The organism is Kribbella sp. DT2 (assembly GCF_049844575.1).
GTDB lineage: Bacteria > Actinomycetota > Actinomycetes > Propionibacteriales > Kribbellaceae > Kribbella.
In genome coordinates this window covers 72,739-87,795 of record NZ_JBNCLH010000008.1, presented here as the reverse complement: position 1 = coordinate 87,795, position 15,057 = coordinate 72,739, and the positions used below count along the sequence as shown (strand labels likewise).

Genomic DNA, 15,057 nt, shown 5'->3' with positions numbered 1-15,057 from the left:
CTGGTGCTCCCCGGCAGTGCCCACGGGGAACGCATCGCATGCCTGTGATCTGAACCACACAGTACGACGCTCAGCGCCGGTTGGCCACCTCGAAGGCCACCACAGCTGCCGCGACCGCCACGTTGAGCGACTCGACACCGTTGTGCAGCGGGATCCGCAGGTCGGTGTCGGTGCGGACGGAGATCCCGTGCGTCTCCCCACCGAGCACGAACACCGACCGCGGCGCCAGCTCGGTCCGGAACAGCGACCGCTGCGACCGCGCCGACAGCCCGTAGATCTCGTACCCGGCCTCGCGGAAGGCGTCGACCGCACCGGCGGCGGTCGGCGCGTTCACGATCGGCGCCTGGAACGCGATCCCGGCCGACGCCTTGATCACCAGCGGCCCGACGTGCGGCGTCCCGGCGCGCGGCAGCACGACGCCGTCGAAGCCCGCGCCGGTGGCGGTCCGCAGGATCATCCCGACGTTGCCCGGGTTCGTGACGCCGTCCAGCAGGAAGACCTGCGTGGGCCGGCGACCGCGGTTGCGCAGGAAGTTCTGCAGCGGGGTCATCCGGGGCGCGTCGACGTCGGCGACCACGCCCTGGTCCTGCTTGCCGTTGCCGGCCAGCCACTTCACCCGCGTCGCGGTGGCGCGCTCGACCGGCGTACCGACGCGGCGGGCGGTGGCCACGATCTCGTCCAGCGAGTCACCGCCGGCGTTGTCGGCGACGACCACCTTGGCGACGGTCAGCGCGGGGTCGTTCAGCGCCTCCAGCACCGGCTTGCGGCCGAAGATCGTGATCCACTTGTCCCGCGGCGACAGCTCGGCCCGGTCGCCCTCGCCGGTCCGCGGACCGCGGCCCTGCGGGGACCTGGGCTGCCTGGGTGCTCCACCATCTGTCCGCCGACTCACCGAGCCACCTTATCCGCCGTTCTGCGGGCTCCAGCCAACCTCCCGTGGGCCGACCGGCATCTGTGTCCTCGTCAGCACGCGTTATCTGGGGGATGGTGAGGCGGTGAGGTTTCACCTGCTCGGGCCGGTCGAAGCGGTCGTGGCGGAGCGCAACGTCGTTCCGCCCGGTCGCGGACGGCTCGTGCTCGCCGCGCTCCTGCTGCGCGCGAACAGCACGGTGTCCCGCAACGACCTGGTGGACGCCCTGTGGGAGTCCGACCTGCCGGCCAACCCGGAGGCGGCCCTGCAGACGACGGTCTCGCGCCTGCGGTCCGCGCTCGACAGCTGCCGCAACCAGATCACCACCGAGCCGCACGGCTACCGGATCACCATCGACCCGGCGCAGCTGGACCTCCTGCAGTTCCGGACCACCGTCGACGACGCCGTACAGGAGCAGGACGCGCCCACCCGGGTGGAGCTGCTCCGCAAGGCCCTGACGCAGTGGCGGGGTGAGCCACTCAGCGGGCTGCCACCGTCGGCGCTGGTCCGCGACAACGCCCCGGCGCTGACCGAGGAGCGGCTCCGGGCGATCGAACTGCTCTCCACCGACCAGATCGAGCTGGCCCAGCACGCCGAGATCGTGCCGCAGCTGACCTCGCTGGCCCGGCGGTACCCGGCCCGTGAGCGCCTCGCCGTCCTGCTGATGGAGGCGCAGTACCGGTCCGGCCACCAGGCCGAGGCCCTGCACGTGTACCACCGCATCCGGACCTACCTGGCCGACGAGCTCGGTGTCGATCCCGGTCCGGACCTGCGCCGCCTGTACGACGAAGTGCTGAACAGTGGCGAGCCCAGAACCACCCGGCGTCGCCGCGAGCACCACCGGCCTCGTCAGCTCCCCACCGACATCACCCGCTTCACCGGGCGCACCGCAGACCTCGCCGTACTCGACACTCTGGTCCCTGACGCCGCCCAGCCTCCTGTCGTCATCGTGGCGCTCGACGGACCGGGTGGAGTCGGCAAGACCGCGCTGGCCGTGCACTGGGCGCACAGCGTCAAGCACCAGTTCCCGGACGGCCAGCTCTACCTGAACCTGCGCGGCCACGGACCGGGCCGTCCGCTCGAGTCGTCGATGGCGATCGAGACCGTGCTGCGCTCGATCGGCATCACCGACCAGCAGATCCCCACGGACCTCGACGGCCGGTCCGCAATGCTCCGGACCGTCCTGGCCGGCAAGCGCATGCTCCTACTGCTCGACAACGCCTTCGACGCCAGTCAGATCCGCCCGCTGCTCCCCGGCTCAGGCAGCCTGGTCCTGATCACCAGCAGGACCCAGTTGCGCGGTCTGGTCGTCCGCGAAGGCGCCAACCGCCTCACGCTCGACCAACTGCCCCGCAGCGAGGCAGCTGACCTCCTGACCCAGATCATCGGCGACCGCGCACGCCTCGCGCCCACTGCCATCACCGACCTCGTACGCCGGTGCAACGGGCTCCCGCTGGCGCTGGTGATCGCCGCGGAGCGAGCAACCAGGTCCCCCGACGCCCGGCTCGACGACCTGGTCGCCGAGCTGTCCGGAGAGCGCGACCAGCTGGACTTCCTCGGCAGCGACGACGACCCGAGCACTGACATCCGCAGCGTCTTCTCCTGGTCGTACCACGCACTCTCACCCGATGCGGCCGCCCTGCTGCGGCTCCTGGCGACCTTCCCGGGCGCGGACATCGGCGTACCGGCTGCTGCTGCGCTGGCAGATCTCTCCCAGTCGCAGACACTTCGCCTGCTCGACCAGCTGATCGACACCAGCCAGCTGATGAACCGCAGACCCGGCCGGTACGAGCTGCACGACCTGATGCGCACGTACGTCGCTGAGCTGGCCGAGGAGCTCGACCCACCCGAGGTGCGGTCGGCCGCACTCCACCGGCTGGTCGACAACTACCTGCAGTCCGCCGTTGCCGCGCGGCCCTGGCTGCAGGCCGGTGAGCCCGCCATCGACTTCCCGACCGGGCCGAGCGAGCCGGAGGCGATCGGGGACGCCCGGTCCGCGCTGGCCTGGCACGAGACCGAAGGGCGCAACCTGGTCGCCGTGGCGAAGCTCGCCGTCGACCAGGGCTTCGACGACCTGTGCTGGCGGTTCGCGTACGCCGCCTGGGTCGGTCCGCACCGCGGCAACAACTGGCAGGACCTGCTGGAGATCCAGCAGGCCGGACTGCTGGCGGCACAACGCGCCGGAGCCTTGATCGGCCAGGCGCACGGGCACTCCGGCATCGGCGGCGCGCACCGAGGCGCTGGACGCCAGGACGAGGCCATCGCCGAACAGCTGAAGGCCTTGAAGCTCTTCCGGCAGATAGGCGACCCCTCTGGTCAGGCGGCGACGCTGCGGAACCTCTCGGCGGTCTGCCTGGACGCCGGCCGGCACACGGAGGCGCTGGCCTACGGCAGCTCGGCACAGGTCACCGACAAGTCCACCGGACAGCCTGGCAACACGGCCAAGTCGGCGTACCAGGTCGCTCTGACGTTGCTTGCCCTAGGCAAGTACGACGAGGCGGTGGTGGTCGGCACCGAGGCCTGCGCGCTGTTCCGCGAGGTCGGGCAGCGCCGGGCCGAGGCCGGCGCCCTGCACCTGCTGGCGACCGCGTGGGGCCGGCTGGGCGAGCACAAGGCCGCGATCGACGCGGCCCGGGCAGCGGTCGAGATCCGCGCCACGATGGGCGATCACGCGTTCCAGGCGGTCGCACTGGAGCAGCTCGGCGACCTGCTGCTGTCCATCGGCCGTCGTACCGAAGCAGACCGGGCCTGGCTGGAGGCGCTGGGCATCCTGGACGACCTGGGCGATCCGGCGGCCGACGTACTGCGGTCGCGGCTGGGCGACCTGGCCGTCGGCGGCAACCTCTGGCCGACGCCTGGTCCGCTGAGGGTCCGCTAGGTCAGCTGACCGCGACAGCCTCCTTCTGGGCCGACCGCCTCCGGGCCGGTCGGCCCAGTGCTACACCTGTCAGGACCAGCGCCAGACCAGCCACCTGCTCCAACGACAGGTGGTCGCCGGCCAGCGTCGTCCCGAGCAGGACCCCGGCGACCGGGTTGAGCAGGCCGACCAGCCCGACCGTGGCCGCGTCGAGGTGCCGCAGACCGGTGAACCAGGCCACGTACGCACCCGCCGTAGCAATCAGTACGACGTACGCGAAACCACCGATCGCCCGCAGGTCGAGCGACGGCGGCGCCCCCTCGACCACCACCGCGAACGGGATCAGCACCAGACCACCCGCGACCAGCTGCCAGGCAGTGGTCGCCAGGAGGTCGCCACCGCGGCCCCACTTCTTGGCCAGCACGTAGCCGCAGGACGACAACGTCAGCGCGGCCACTGACGCCAGCACACCGGCCAGACGGATGCCGCCTGTCCCACCACCGAGCATCAGGCAGACGCCGGCGATCCCAGCGACCGCTCCGATCAGCGCGCGCCCGGAGGGCCGGGCACCGAGCAGGATCCAGCCGAACAGGCCCATCGTCAGCGGCGTGGCCGACATGATCGTCGAGGCGACGCTGACCGGCAGCAGCTGCGACGCGACGTAGATCAGCGCGAAGAACGCGCCCACGTTGCAGATGCCGAGTACCAGCGACTTCCACCACCAGTCACCGCGCGGCAGGGTCCGGGCCAGCGCGAGCAGCAGGAGCCCGGCGGGCAGCGCGCGGATCACCCCGCCGTACAGGGGAAAGCCGGCCGGCAGGAACTCGTGCGTGACGTAGTAGTTGGTTCCCCACGCGATCGGCGCGATCGCCGTCACCAGCAGCCAGCGCCAGGATTTATCTTCCATGGAAGACAGTATATCTTCCGTGGAAGTTATATGCTGACCGGGTGAGCGAAGACCGTGTCGACCGGATCCAGGCCGCCTGGCGGACCGAACGCCCCGACCTCGACGTCAGCCCTCAGGGAGTGATCGGCCGACTGCACCGGATCGCGGCCCACCTGACGGCGGAGCTGACCGTGGTCTACGGCAAGTTCGGGCTCTCCGAGGGCGAGTTCGACGTCCTCGCGGCGCTGCGGCGCGCCGGTACGCCGTACGAGCGCGCGCCTGGCGAGATCGCGCTGCACACGATGGTCACCACCGGTGCGGTCAGCAAGCGCGTCGACCGGCTCGAGGAGGCCGGACTGGTCCGGCGGATGCGCAGCAGCACCGACGGCCGCGGCCGCGTCGTACGACTGACTCCAGCCGGCCGCCGCCTGATCGACAAGGCCTTCACAGCCCACATGGCCAACGAGCAGCGCCTGCTGGCAGGGCTGGGCCCAGCGCAGACCACTCAACTGGAGGCCCTGCTGAAGACCTGGCTGACCGACCTCGAGCCCTAGGGCGTAACGGTGAGGTCCGTGATCGTGACGTCCACTCCGTCGTCACCGAAGCCCGGGCCCAGCAGGTCGGTGAAGACCTCGTAGACCAGTGAGCGCACCTGATCGGCCAGCAGCTGCAGGTCCTGCCCGTACGTCGTGACGACGACGTCGACCACTGCACCTGTGCAGGTGTCGTCGCCACCGATCAGCCGCACCCGGTCCAGCTCGCAGCCGGGCAGTGCGGCGATCCGCCGCCGGAGCTGGCTGATCAGGACGTGGTCGGTGACGTAGATGAGCTCGCCGGTGTCGGTGGCCGCCCGCAGCGGCCTGGTCCGTCGTGTCACCGACTTGAGCCGCTGCTGGATGGAGGCGGAGATGTCGATCCAGCCGGGCTCACCGGACGCGCGCGCCTCGGCCGCTGCCTGCTGCAGGATGTCGTCGATCATCGCCACTCCTCCAGCCGCTCCTGCAGCGCGGTCCGGCCGCGGGCGAGCTGACCGCGGACAACCGTCGGCGTGGTGTTCAGGGCGGTGGCGATCTCGGCGTAGCTCAACTGCTCGACCTCCCGGAGCAGCCAGGCCGCTCGCTGTAGGTACGGCAACTGGGCCAGCGCGGCGTCGAGCGCCTGGAGCAGCCCGGCACCTTCGGCCGGGTCGGCGTTCGCCGCCGGTACGTCGGCCAGCAGCACGTCCTCGATCGGCGTCGGCCGCTTCTTGCGCAGTACGTCGACGGCCTTGCGCCCGGTGATCGTGAACAGCCAGGTCCGCAGGCTCGAGTCGCCACGGAAGTCGGGGAGCGCTTTCCACGCGGCGACGAACGCATCCTGCACCACCTCCTCGGCGTCTCCGTGATCGTTCAGCAGCCGGCGCGCGTACCGGAACATTGCGGGTCCGTGCCGGTCCAGGATCTCCGCGAACGCGTCCGTGTCGCCCAGCGCGGCGGCGCGGCGTAACGAGTCGTCGGAGGTCACTGTTGGTACGACGAGGTCACCGGCTGGTTCGTCACGCGGCGTTTCGGTGACCCTGTTCACACCGTGAAATGTAGTGGCACGGCGTGACATCGGTGCCCACTGCCACGACTCAGTCACTGAACGATCCGAACACTTTCCCGGTCCGAACCCCCTCGAACCGGTCCCTTCTCCGAGAGGCAGTGCGATGACGCAGACCCCCACCGGCACCCCGACCACCGGTCCGAAGGCAGTCCCGGCGCACGACCTGAGCCCGGTCGACACCTCGGCGCTGACCAGCGAGCACGGCAAGACCACGATCGCCGACCAGGTGGTCTCGAAGATCGCCGGCATCGCGGCCCGCGAGGTGACCGGTGTGCACGACCTCGGCGGTACGGCGGCCCGCACCGTCGGCATGCTGCGCGAGCGGATCCCGGGCTCGCGCACCAACCTGTCCCAGGGCGTCTCGGTCGAGGTCGGCGAGAAGCAGGCCGCGATCGACCTGCAGATCATCGTCGAGTACGGCGTCGGCATCGCCGACCTGGCCGAGGGCATCCGCCGCAACGTGATCAGCGCGGTCGAGCGGATGACCGGCCTGGAGGTCACCGAGGTCAACATCGCCGTCAGCGACATCCACCTCGAGGGCGAGGACGACGACACCGCCCCGACCGACGAGCCCACCACCGAACGCCGGGTCCAGTGACCGACCCGACCTCACCCGGCGCGGTCCCACCCGGCCGCGGCGGAGCCGCTGTGCCGGCCGGCGCGGCCCCCACCCCACCCCCTGATCCCACTGGCGCCGACCTGTCGTCGCGGATCGCGGAGTTGACGCGGGCGGTGCCCGGTGTGGCCGATCTGCACGGTGGGGTGTTCGGCGAGGTCGCGACGTACCTGCCCGGCGGCCGCGTCTCCGGCGTACGGATCCGTCCGGACCACACCGAGGTCCACGTCACCGTCTTCTGGGACCACCCGGTCCGCGCCACCGCGGACGCCGTTCGCACCACCCTCGAGGCCCTCGTCGGGACGCCGGTCCTGGTCACCGTCGAGGACGTCGTCCACCCCACCAAGGAGAACCAGTGAACGCATCCACCATCGGCCTGTTCGCCGGACTGCTGATCGCCATCGCGGCGGCCGCCGGTGGGTTCGCCGGTTTCCTGCTCGCCCTCGTCCTCGGTGCCGTCGGCTTCGTCGCCGGCCGGTTGCTGTCCGACGGCAGCAAGGGCCTGGACGACCTCCTGTCCCGCCGCGGCCGTGGCTGACACGACCACCCTCCCGGACACCCGGTCCGGGAATCCAGGAGCGCGGGGGCGCCTGGAGATCAGCCCACGAGCGATCGAGAAGCTCGCCGAACGCGCGGCGCTCGACATCGCCTCGGTGACCCACCGTGGCACCACGTTCGGCCGCGGCCTGCCCAAGGCGAGCTCGAGCACCGTCGGCACCCGGGTCCGCCTCACGCTCCAGCTCGCCGTGCTCTGGGGACGCCCGCTGCCCGAGATCGCCGCCGACACCCGTGCCCATGTCGCGACGACCGTCGCCGACCTGACCGGCCTGAGCGTCGACCTGGTGGACGTCGAGATCACCGCCGTACTAGCGCGCCCTGAGCCCATCGAGGCCGAGCCGACCAGGAGGTTGCTGTGAACAACAATCCCGCGAAGCGCCCGGTCGCCGCCCCCGCCGCCGCGACCGCCGGCATCCTGCTCGCCCTCGCGCTGATCGCCCTCGGCGTCGCCGGCGTCCAGCACGCCTCGGCCTCCGCCGGCTGGATCAACGAGTCGTCGTGGCTCGACTGGATCGCGACGAAAGCCGAGGTCCTCCGCCCGGCCGACTGGATGACGTACGCCGGAATCGCCGCCGCCCTGATCGGGATCTGGCTGATCGCGACCGCGCTGACCCCGCGCCGCCCGACCCACCTGGCCGTCGGCGACGAGGACATCTGGATCCGCCCCGGCGACCTGGCCCGCCTGGCCGCCGACACGGCCCGCACCACCAGCGAGGTCTCCTCGGCGTCCGCGAAGTCCACCCGCCGCGCCGTCAAGCTCACCGCCACCGCGGTCACCCCGGACACGGTCCAACTGGTCCAGTCCCTCAACACCGCGATCGCCACCCGCCTGCAGTCGGTTCAGCCGCCCCCGCGCATCCGCGTCCACGTGACCCCCGAGGAGCTCTGACATGCGCCGCCCTGTCACCGCCGAGGCGAGCCGCACGCGCCGCCCCGTCACCGCCCGCGCCGCGCGCCCTGTCCTCCCCACCCTCGAGGAGCTCTGACATGCGTCGCTCGATCGTCGCGCTCGACCGCCTCGCCGCGCTGGTCGCGGGCCTCGTCCTGCTCGCCGCGGGCGCGGCCGCGTTCGCCTGGCGCCAGGACTGGATCCCCGACGCCCCCGACCGCATCCGCTCGCCCTGGCTCACCACCGCCACCTCCGCCGACTGGTGGCCCTGGGCAACCGGTTTCGGCGGCCTGCTGCTGGTAGTGCTCGGCCTGTCCTGGCTCGCCCGTCACCTCCCACGCCGAGGCAACGGCCGCCTCCGCCTGACCGGTTCCGACGCGTCCGGCCGTCTCACCGCCGACGTCAACGCCGCGGTCACCACCGCCGGCGAGCTCCTCGCCGAGACCCCCGGCATCCGCTCGGCCGACGGCCGCGTCGTACTGGACCGCGGCCAGCTCGTCGCCGAGCTCCACCCCGTGCTCGAACCAGGCGCCGACCTCGACCAGGTCCGCGCTGCCGCCGCGCAGACCGGCCGCGACCTGCTGCAGCTCGTCGGCCGCGACGACTTGTCCTGCCGGGTGAAGCTTCGGGTCGCCCGGCAGGACAAGACCCCCGCCGTACCGCGCGTGCAGTAACCGGTACGCCGTACGACGTACCGCCGGTGTCTCCTCCAGGCCGATGCCCGCACGGCTGTGCCTCCGCGATCGTGGTGAGCCAACGAACGGAGGCCCACCATGCATCGCCGCACCTTCCTGACCGTCCTCGGCACCGCCGCCCTCACCCCCGCGATCCCTGCAGCGGCAACAAAACCACCGCTCGAGAACTGGATCGCCCGCAACGCCACACCGTTGCGCACGCTCAGACCCGACGCCCCGCTCGACGACCTGAACCACCTCGAACGCCCGCTCGCCGGCGCACGGATCGTCGCGCTCGGCGAGGCCTCGCACGACACCGCCGAGATCACCCGCCTCAAGCACCGCACCCTGCGCCACCTGATCGAGCAGCAAGGGTTCCGCGCGATCGCCTGGGAGGACGACTGGTCGCTCGGCACGCTGCTGAACCAGTACATCCTCACCGGCCGCGGCGACCTGCGCGCGCTGATGGGTCAGATGAGCGACGCCTGGCGCTCGGAGGAGGTCAAGGCGGTCTTCGAGTACCTCCGCGCCTACAACGCCGAGCACCGCGACAAGGTCCGGTTCGCCGGCGTCGAGTACTTCTCCACCCGGCACCTCGCGTACGACGCGGTCGACGCGTACGTCGCCCAGCACGCGCCGCACCGGCTGGCCGAGCTGCGGGCCGTGCTCAAACCGATCGTCCCGCACCTGAGCGACATGGGCGAATACGTGTACTGGTACTGGAAGGAGGTCGCCGACAAAGCGCCGTACATCCAGAAGTCCAAGACCGTGCACGCGTTGCTGGAAAGCCTCCACCACCACAGCCGCTCGTACGCCGTGGCGCTGCACCACGCCCGCCAGATCGCATCGTTCTACGAGGCGTTCAGCCTGGACGACAACTACGCCTACCGCGACGCCCGCGCCGCCGAGAACCTCCAGTGGTGGCACGAGTTCACCGGCGAGAAAGTCATCTACTGGGCCGCCGCCGCGCACACCGCGAACGCGCCGGACCTCCAGGTCTCCAACCCAGCGGGCCCCGGCTTCGCCTACCCCACCGCCGGTTCCCACCTCCGTCGCCGGTACGGCGCCCGCTACCGCACGATCGGCTTCACCTTCGACCACGGCACCATGCACGGCCCCGTCGACATGCCGCCGCCGCGCGACACCTGGTTCGAGCACCCGCTGGGCAAGGTCCGCCACGCCCACTACACCCTCGACCTCCACCACCCGGCCAACGCCGCCGCCCGCACCTGGCTGCAGGCACCCCTCAGAACCCGCGGCTTCCCGCACCTCGGCGCCGCCTCGGAGATGACCGGCGGCACGCTCGCGGACTGGCACGACGTCCTGATCCACACCCAGCAGGTCACCCCGATCCACCCGCTCTGAACTCGCACCCATCCGGTGGCGGATCGGCTCCGAATGCTGCTTGGCCGACGTGCCCGTCAGGGCGCGCCGGCTCCAGGTCCCCGTCGGGGGCCGCCCACCTGAGCCGATTCTCGCCATTTGGAGAGAAGCGCATGTTCGACAAGCTGTTCATCCGCAACGCCATCGACCGCAGTGCAGAGAACGCGCTCGACCGCAGACGCTTCCTGCGGTCCGCGAGCGCGGCCGGGATGGGCGTCGCCGGCGCCGGCCTGCTGACCGCAGGGGCCGCGGGCAACGCCTTCGCCGACACCTCCGGCTGGGGTCACCACGACCCGCACGCGAAGCCGAGCGACGGTGCCGTGCTCAACTTCGCGCTCAACCTGGAGTACCTCGAGGCCGAGTTCTACCTGCGCGCGGTCAAGGGTTACGGCCTGTCCGCGACCATGGTCACCGGTAAGGGCAAGCCCGGTGGCGTCAAGGGCGGCCGGAAGGTGAAGTTCAAGACCAAGGCCGTTCGGGCGTACGCCGAGGAGATCGCGGCCGACGAGCTGGCCCACGTGAAGTTCCTCCGCAGCGCGCTCGGCGCGGCGGCGGTCTCGCGGCCGGCGATCGACATCGACGCGGCCTTCACCGCCGCGGCGACCGCGGCCGGCCTGATCAAGCCCGGTCAGAAGTTCGACGCCTACGCCAACGAGAACAACTTCCTGCTCGCGGCGTACGTCTTCGAGGACGTCGGCGTCACGGCGTACAAGGGTGCCGCGCCGCTGATCACCAACAAGACCTTCCTGGAGGCGGCGGCCGGCATCCTCGCGGTCGAGGCGTACCACGCGGCCAACATCCGCACGAGCCTGGTCGCGGCCGGCCTGGAGGTCCCCTCGGTGGCGATCTCCAACGCGCGCGACAGCCTGGACGGCAAGACGGACCTCGACCAGGGCGTCACCTACCAGGGCAAGACGAACATCGTCCCGACCGACGCGAACGGCATCGCGTTCAGCCGCGGCGCCGACCAGGTCCTGAACGTCGTCTACCTGACCCCGAAGAAGGCCACCAAGGGTGGCTTCTTCCCGGCCGGCGTCAACGGCGAGATCAACACCAGCCGCGCCAACGGCTGACCGGAACCGCCCTGCTCCCTTCCTGAGGGGGAGCAGGGCCCCGTCCGTTCAGAGGCCCGACTGCTGGACGTGCCAGTCGACCAGCGCCTGGTAGCACTCGTCCTCGGCCGGACTCAACGGCCGCACCGACTCGTACCCGGCGCGCAGCGTCCGTCGTACGGCGGGAGGCGTCGGTCCCCAGTCCGTGAACCGGGTAGCAAGGTAGACCGCGGCGTGGGCCAGGTCCTCCACCCGATGTCCCTGGGTGATCTCGTCGAAGTCGAGCACGCCGACGATCTTCGCTCCCCGCATGAGGACGTTCGCGGCCCGGAAGTCGTTGTGCACCAACTGCTTCGCGTCGCCCCGCGGGAGCAGCTCAGCCGGCATCCGCACCCGCGGATCGCTGGTCGGCAACCGCTCGTCGTCGTACCCACTCAGCGCGTTGTGCAGCTCGGCCAAGCACGCCCCTGCCGCTCGGACCGCCTCCTCGTCCTCGATGTCGAGCCAGTCCCCACTGACCTCCGGCAGCACCGCCACCGACAGCGCACCGATCGGCCCGTCGACCACCACCCGATCGCGCCCGTCGACGGTCTGCAGCGGAGCCGCCACCGGAACACCCCGCTCGTCCAGCACCCGCAGCAGCCGCGCCGACGCGTCCAGCACCGCGAACCGGTCCGCCGCCCGCGACCACTTCACCACCAGCGGCCCCCGGTCGCTGTCCACCCACACGATCGCGTTCTGGTCACTGATCACCATCCGCCCGCAGCCCGCGGCCTCGATCCCCCAGACCTCCGCCAGCACTCCCGGCACCCACTCGGCGACCGCCGCGAACCCGTCGAACCCGAAGCGTTCCCGCAGCGCCGGCTCCGGCTCGGTCTTCTCCCACAACATCGACAACCCCATCGGCAACATCGCTCCACCGTACGAGGCAGCGAGGTCGGCCCGAGTTCACACCGGCCCGAGCCGCTCGGCGGTTTTGGGGGTGGCGCCCTCTAGGCTTCCGCGGGTGAGTACTTATGACGCCGACCCGTTCGAGCATCTGGCCCCAGCATCGTTGCCGCAGCGCCAGCAGCAGATCCTGGTGGTGATCCGCGACTGGGTGAACCGGCACGGCTACTCACCGAGCACCCGGCAGATCGGCGACGCCGTCGGCCTGCGCTCGTCGTCCTCGGTCGGCAAGCACCTGGCCGCCCTCGAGGACAAGGGATTCCTCCAGCGCGGTACGTCGGTGTCCCGCCCGATCGACGTCCGCCTGTTCCTGCACCACGACGCCACGGCCGCGACCTCCGACAACTCGGTCTCCGTGCCGGTCGTCGGCGACATCGCCGCCGGTACGCCGATCTCCGCGATCGAGCACGTCGACGAGCAGCTCAGCCTCCCCCGCGACCTGACCGGCCGCGGCACCGTCTTCGCCCTCCGCGTCCGCGGCGAGTCGATGGTCGACGCCGCGATCTGCGACGGCGACATGGTCGTCGTCCGCCAGCAGTCCGAGGCCCACTCCGGCCAGATCGTCGCCGCGATGATCGACGAGGAGGCGACGGTCAAGGTCTACCGCCGCCGCAACGGCCACGTCTACCTGGAGCCCCGCAACCCGGCGTACGAGGTGATCGACGGCGACAACGCCACCATCCTCGGCGTGGTCGTGTCGGTGCTTCGTACGGTCTAGGCCGGTACGGCGGTCCAGCTGGCCAGGAGGGCCAGGCGCTCCGCGGTCGGTGAACCGGCGGCGGCCAGGTAGGTGATCAGCGACAGCTCGGTGTCCTGGGCGACGTCGAGCCGCTCGTACGCCAGGTTCAGCTCACCGACCAGCGGATGGTTGAGCCGCTTGCGTCCCTGCGTCTTCTCCCGCACCGTGTGGTCGGCCCACAGCTTCCGGAACTCCGCGCTGTGGATGCTCAGCTCACCGACCAGCTCGGCCAGCCACCGATCGTGCGGGTGCCGCGCGGTCTGCAACCGCAGCTCGGCGGTGATCGTCTCGGCGTCGCCCGCCCAGTCGACGAAGAACTCCCGCGCCGCGGGATCGAGCCAGAAGAACCGCGCCCGGTCCCGCGTCCGCGGATCGTCGGTCAGCCCGAACGCCGCCGCTCCGAGGGCGTTGGACCCCACGATCATCATCCGGTAGTCCACAACGATCGCCGGTACGTCGCGCAGGCTGTCCAGCAACTGCCGCACACTCGGCCGGATCACGAGCCGCGCGGGCTCCTCGTCCCGCTGCGGCCGCGCCAGGTCGTACAGGTAGGAGCGCTCGGTCGGATCGAGCCGCAGCGCCCGACTGATCGCATCCAGTACGGCGTCCGACACCTGCCGCCCACGCCCCTGCTCGAGCCGCGTGTAGTAGTCCGGGCTCATCCCCGCGAGCTGCGCGACCTCCTCGCGCCGGAGCCCAGGAACCCGCCGCCGCCCGTGCTGCACCACCCCGACGTCCTCAGGGTCCAGCCGACCACGCCGCGACCGCAGAAACTCCCCAAGCTGAGCGTTCACCTTTCCAGAGTAGGTCGTCCAGCCGGCCCGAGCCTGGGCCTGCCAGACCCAGGCTCACTCCCGCCCGGCCGACGTGAAGTTCATGTCCGCGTACCGCGTCCCAGCCACTCCGGCCGCGATCAGCTGCAACCTCCCGAGCTCCTCATCACTCAGCTCGACCAGCGCGCCCCGAGCGTTCTCCACCACCCGCGCACTGCTCCGCGTCCCCGGGATCGGCACCACCGTCACCCCGAACACCCGCTCCTGCGCGTGCAACCACCCGAGCGCGACCTGCGCCGACGTCACACCCCGCTCCGCGGCGATCTCCCGCAGCGGCGCCAGCAGATCCTGGTTCACCGCGTGGTTGTCCTCGTCGAACCGCGGCATGTCCCGCCGGGCATCGTCCGCCCCGAGCTGGCCCACCGCCCCCGTCAGCACTCCGCGCCCAAGCGGCGAGTACGGCACCAACGCCACGCCCAGCTCCGCGGCGGCCGGCACGACCCGAGCCTCGATGTCCCGGCTGAACAGCGACCACTCCGACTCGACCGCCACGATCGGATGCACGCCGTACGCCGTGCGCAGCTCCTCGGCCGTCACCTCACTCAGCCCCAGATGCCGCACCTTGCCTTCGCGCACGAGCTCGGCCATCGTCCCGACCGTCTCCTCGATCGGCACCTCCACGTTCCGCCGATGCATGTAGTACACGTCCAGGTGGTCCACCCCGAGCCGCCGCAGGCTCGCGTCGGCGGCCGCCCGGATCGACGCCGCGTCGTTCACGATCTCGCCCGTACGCCGAATGCGTCCCAGCCCGAACTTGGTCGCGATCACCACCTCGTCGCGGTGGGCGGCGAGGAACGGCGCGAGGAACTGCTCGTTCGCCCCGTCGCCGTACGCGTCGGCCGTGTCGAACAGCGTGACGCCGACCTCGAGCGCCTGCTCCAAGGTCGCCCGCGCGGCCGCTTCGTCGGTCGGTCCGTAGTACCCGGTGTTGATGGCCATCGCACCGAAGCCCTGGTGTCCCACCAGCGGTCCGTCGGCGCCGAGCCTGACTGTGTCGAGCCTGAAATCCGTCATGCCCCGAGCCTTCCGCGCGGCCTCGCGGCGGACCAGATCACCCGCAACCTAGGACCGGCAGAACCACCACGCCACCACGGCCTGCGGCATCACGCCGGCCGACCTGCGGCGTCA

The 15,057-nt window shown here is 71.2% G+C and carries 18 protein-coding genes; 11 read left to right on the top strand and 7 right to left on the bottom strand.

The window, feature by feature from the left end; translation table 11 throughout:
- Positions 1 to 70 precede the first annotated feature (70 nt).
- A complete protein-coding gene (locus tag ACLQ2O_RS30395) occupies positions 71 to 892 on the bottom strand; it encodes a TrmH family RNA methyltransferase (protein WP_425838092.1) in 822 nt (273 codons plus the stop codon).
- Between the two features lie 103 nt (positions 893 to 995).
- On the opposite strand from ACLQ2O_RS30395, the gene ACLQ2O_RS30390 reads away from it, so the two are divergent.
- Entirely contained in the window at positions 996 to 3,788 is a 2,793-nt protein-coding gene (locus ACLQ2O_RS30390) for a BTAD domain-containing putative transcriptional regulator (protein ID WP_425838089.1), read from the top strand.
- Position 3,789: 1 nt separating this feature from the next.
- Here ACLQ2O_RS30390 and ACLQ2O_RS30385 read toward each other — a convergent pair whose 3' ends face one another.
- Positions 3,790 to 4,674 carry a DMT family transporter gene (locus tag ACLQ2O_RS30385; protein ID WP_425838086.1) on the bottom strand — a complete coding sequence of 295 codons (885 nt, stop codon included), beginning with the start codon at positions 4,672 to 4,674 and terminating at the stop codon, positions 3,790 to 3,792.
- Positions 4,675 to 4,715: 41 nt separating this feature from the next.
- On the opposite strand from ACLQ2O_RS30385, the gene ACLQ2O_RS30380 reads away from it, so the two are divergent.
- Positions 4,716 to 5,207: a MarR family winged helix-turn-helix transcriptional regulator gene (locus tag ACLQ2O_RS30380; RefSeq protein ID WP_425838083.1), complete on the top strand. Its 492-nt coding sequence runs from the start codon at positions 4,716 to 4,718 to the stop codon at positions 5,205 to 5,207.
- Here the strand turns inward: ACLQ2O_RS30380 and ACLQ2O_RS30375 are convergent.
- A complete protein-coding gene (locus ACLQ2O_RS30375; protein WP_425838080.1) occupies positions 5,204 to 5,632 on the bottom strand; it encodes a hypothetical protein in 429 nt (142 codons plus the stop codon). The genes ACLQ2O_RS30380 and ACLQ2O_RS30375 overlap by 4 nt on opposite strands.
- Positions 5,629 to 6,216 carry an RNA polymerase sigma factor gene (locus ACLQ2O_RS30370; RefSeq protein WP_425838077.1) on the bottom strand — a complete coding sequence of 196 codons (588 nt, stop codon included), beginning with the start codon at positions 6,214 to 6,216 and terminating at the stop codon, positions 5,629 to 5,631. Before ACLQ2O_RS30370 ends, ACLQ2O_RS30375 begins: the two co-directional genes overlap by 4 nt.
- A gap of 124 nt (positions 6,217 to 6,340) precedes the next feature.
- Here ACLQ2O_RS30370 and ACLQ2O_RS30365 point away from each other — a divergent pair, with 124 nt between their 5' ends.
- The 8 genes from ACLQ2O_RS30365 (at position 6,341) to ACLQ2O_RS30330 (ending at position 11,430) form a co-directional block, all read left to right on the top strand.
- The gene (locus tag ACLQ2O_RS30365; protein WP_425838075.1) at positions 6,341 to 6,835 is read left to right on the top strand and encodes an Asp23/Gls24 family envelope stress response protein; all 495 of its coding nucleotides are present in this window, start codon (positions 6,341 to 6,343) and stop codon (positions 6,833 to 6,835) included.
- A complete protein-coding gene (locus ACLQ2O_RS30360) occupies positions 6,832 to 7,212 on the top strand; it encodes a hypothetical protein (RefSeq protein WP_425838072.1) in 381 nt (126 codons plus the stop codon). The genes ACLQ2O_RS30365 and ACLQ2O_RS30360 overlap by 4 nt, the downstream gene beginning before the upstream one ends.
- Positions 7,209 to 7,391, top strand: coding sequence for a hypothetical protein (locus ACLQ2O_RS30355; RefSeq protein WP_425838069.1), 183 nt, complete (start codon positions 7,209 to 7,211; stop codon positions 7,389 to 7,391). The genes ACLQ2O_RS30360 and ACLQ2O_RS30355 overlap by 4 nt, the downstream gene beginning before the upstream one ends.
- Positions 7,384 to 7,770 (top strand): Asp23/Gls24 family envelope stress response protein, encoded by a 387-nt coding sequence (locus ACLQ2O_RS30350; RefSeq protein ID WP_425838066.1) that lies wholly within the window; start codon positions 7,384 to 7,386, stop codon positions 7,768 to 7,770. Before ACLQ2O_RS30355 ends, ACLQ2O_RS30350 begins: the two co-directional genes overlap by 8 nt.
- Positions 7,767 to 8,300, top strand: a complete 534-nt coding sequence (locus tag ACLQ2O_RS30345) for a DUF6286 domain-containing protein (RefSeq protein WP_425838063.1) — start codon at positions 7,767 to 7,769, stop codon at positions 8,298 to 8,300. The genes ACLQ2O_RS30350 and ACLQ2O_RS30345 overlap by 4 nt, the downstream gene beginning before the upstream one ends.
- Before the next feature lie 98 nt (positions 8,301 to 8,398).
- Positions 8,399 to 8,974, top strand: coding sequence for a hypothetical protein (locus ACLQ2O_RS30340; RefSeq protein WP_425838061.1), 576 nt, complete (start codon positions 8,399 to 8,401; stop codon positions 8,972 to 8,974).
- A 99-nt stretch (positions 8,975 to 9,073) separates the two neighbouring features.
- Positions 9,074 to 10,339, top strand: a complete 1,266-nt coding sequence (locus tag ACLQ2O_RS30335; RefSeq protein ID WP_425838058.1) for an erythromycin esterase family protein — start codon at positions 9,074 to 9,076, stop codon at positions 10,337 to 10,339.
- A gap of 131 nt (positions 10,340 to 10,470) precedes the next feature.
- Positions 10,471 to 11,430 carry a ferritin-like domain-containing protein gene (locus ACLQ2O_RS30330; RefSeq protein WP_425838055.1) on the top strand — a complete coding sequence of 320 codons (960 nt, stop codon included), beginning with the start codon at positions 10,471 to 10,473 and terminating at the stop codon, positions 11,428 to 11,430.
- Between the two features lie 48 nt (positions 11,431 to 11,478).
- Here ACLQ2O_RS30330 and ACLQ2O_RS30325 read toward each other — a convergent pair whose 3' ends face one another.
- Positions 11,479 to 12,321: a phosphotransferase gene (locus ACLQ2O_RS30325; RefSeq protein WP_425838052.1), complete on the bottom strand. Its 843-nt coding sequence runs from the start codon at positions 12,319 to 12,321 to the stop codon at positions 11,479 to 11,481.
- 94 nt (positions 12,322 to 12,415) lie between these two features.
- Here ACLQ2O_RS30325 and lexA point away from each other — a divergent pair, with 94 nt between their 5' ends.
- The gene (gene lexA / locus ACLQ2O_RS30320) at positions 12,416 to 13,075 is read left to right on the top strand and encodes a transcriptional repressor LexA (protein WP_425838050.1); all 660 of its coding nucleotides are present in this window, start codon (positions 12,416 to 12,418) and stop codon (positions 13,073 to 13,075) included.
- Here the strand turns inward: lexA and ACLQ2O_RS30315 are convergent.
- Both ACLQ2O_RS30315 and ACLQ2O_RS30310 read right to left on the bottom strand, forming a co-directional pair.
- Positions 13,072 to 13,890 (bottom strand): helix-turn-helix transcriptional regulator, encoded by an 819-nt coding sequence (locus ACLQ2O_RS30315; RefSeq protein WP_425838047.1) that lies wholly within the window; start codon positions 13,888 to 13,890, stop codon positions 13,072 to 13,074. The genes lexA and ACLQ2O_RS30315 overlap by 4 nt on opposite strands.
- Positions 13,891 to 13,944: 54 nt before the next feature.
- Positions 13,945 to 14,943, bottom strand: coding sequence for an aldo/keto reductase (locus tag ACLQ2O_RS30310; protein ID WP_425838044.1), 999 nt, complete (start codon positions 14,941 to 14,943; stop codon positions 13,945 to 13,947).
- Between the last annotated feature and the right edge of the window lie 114 nt (positions 14,944 to 15,057).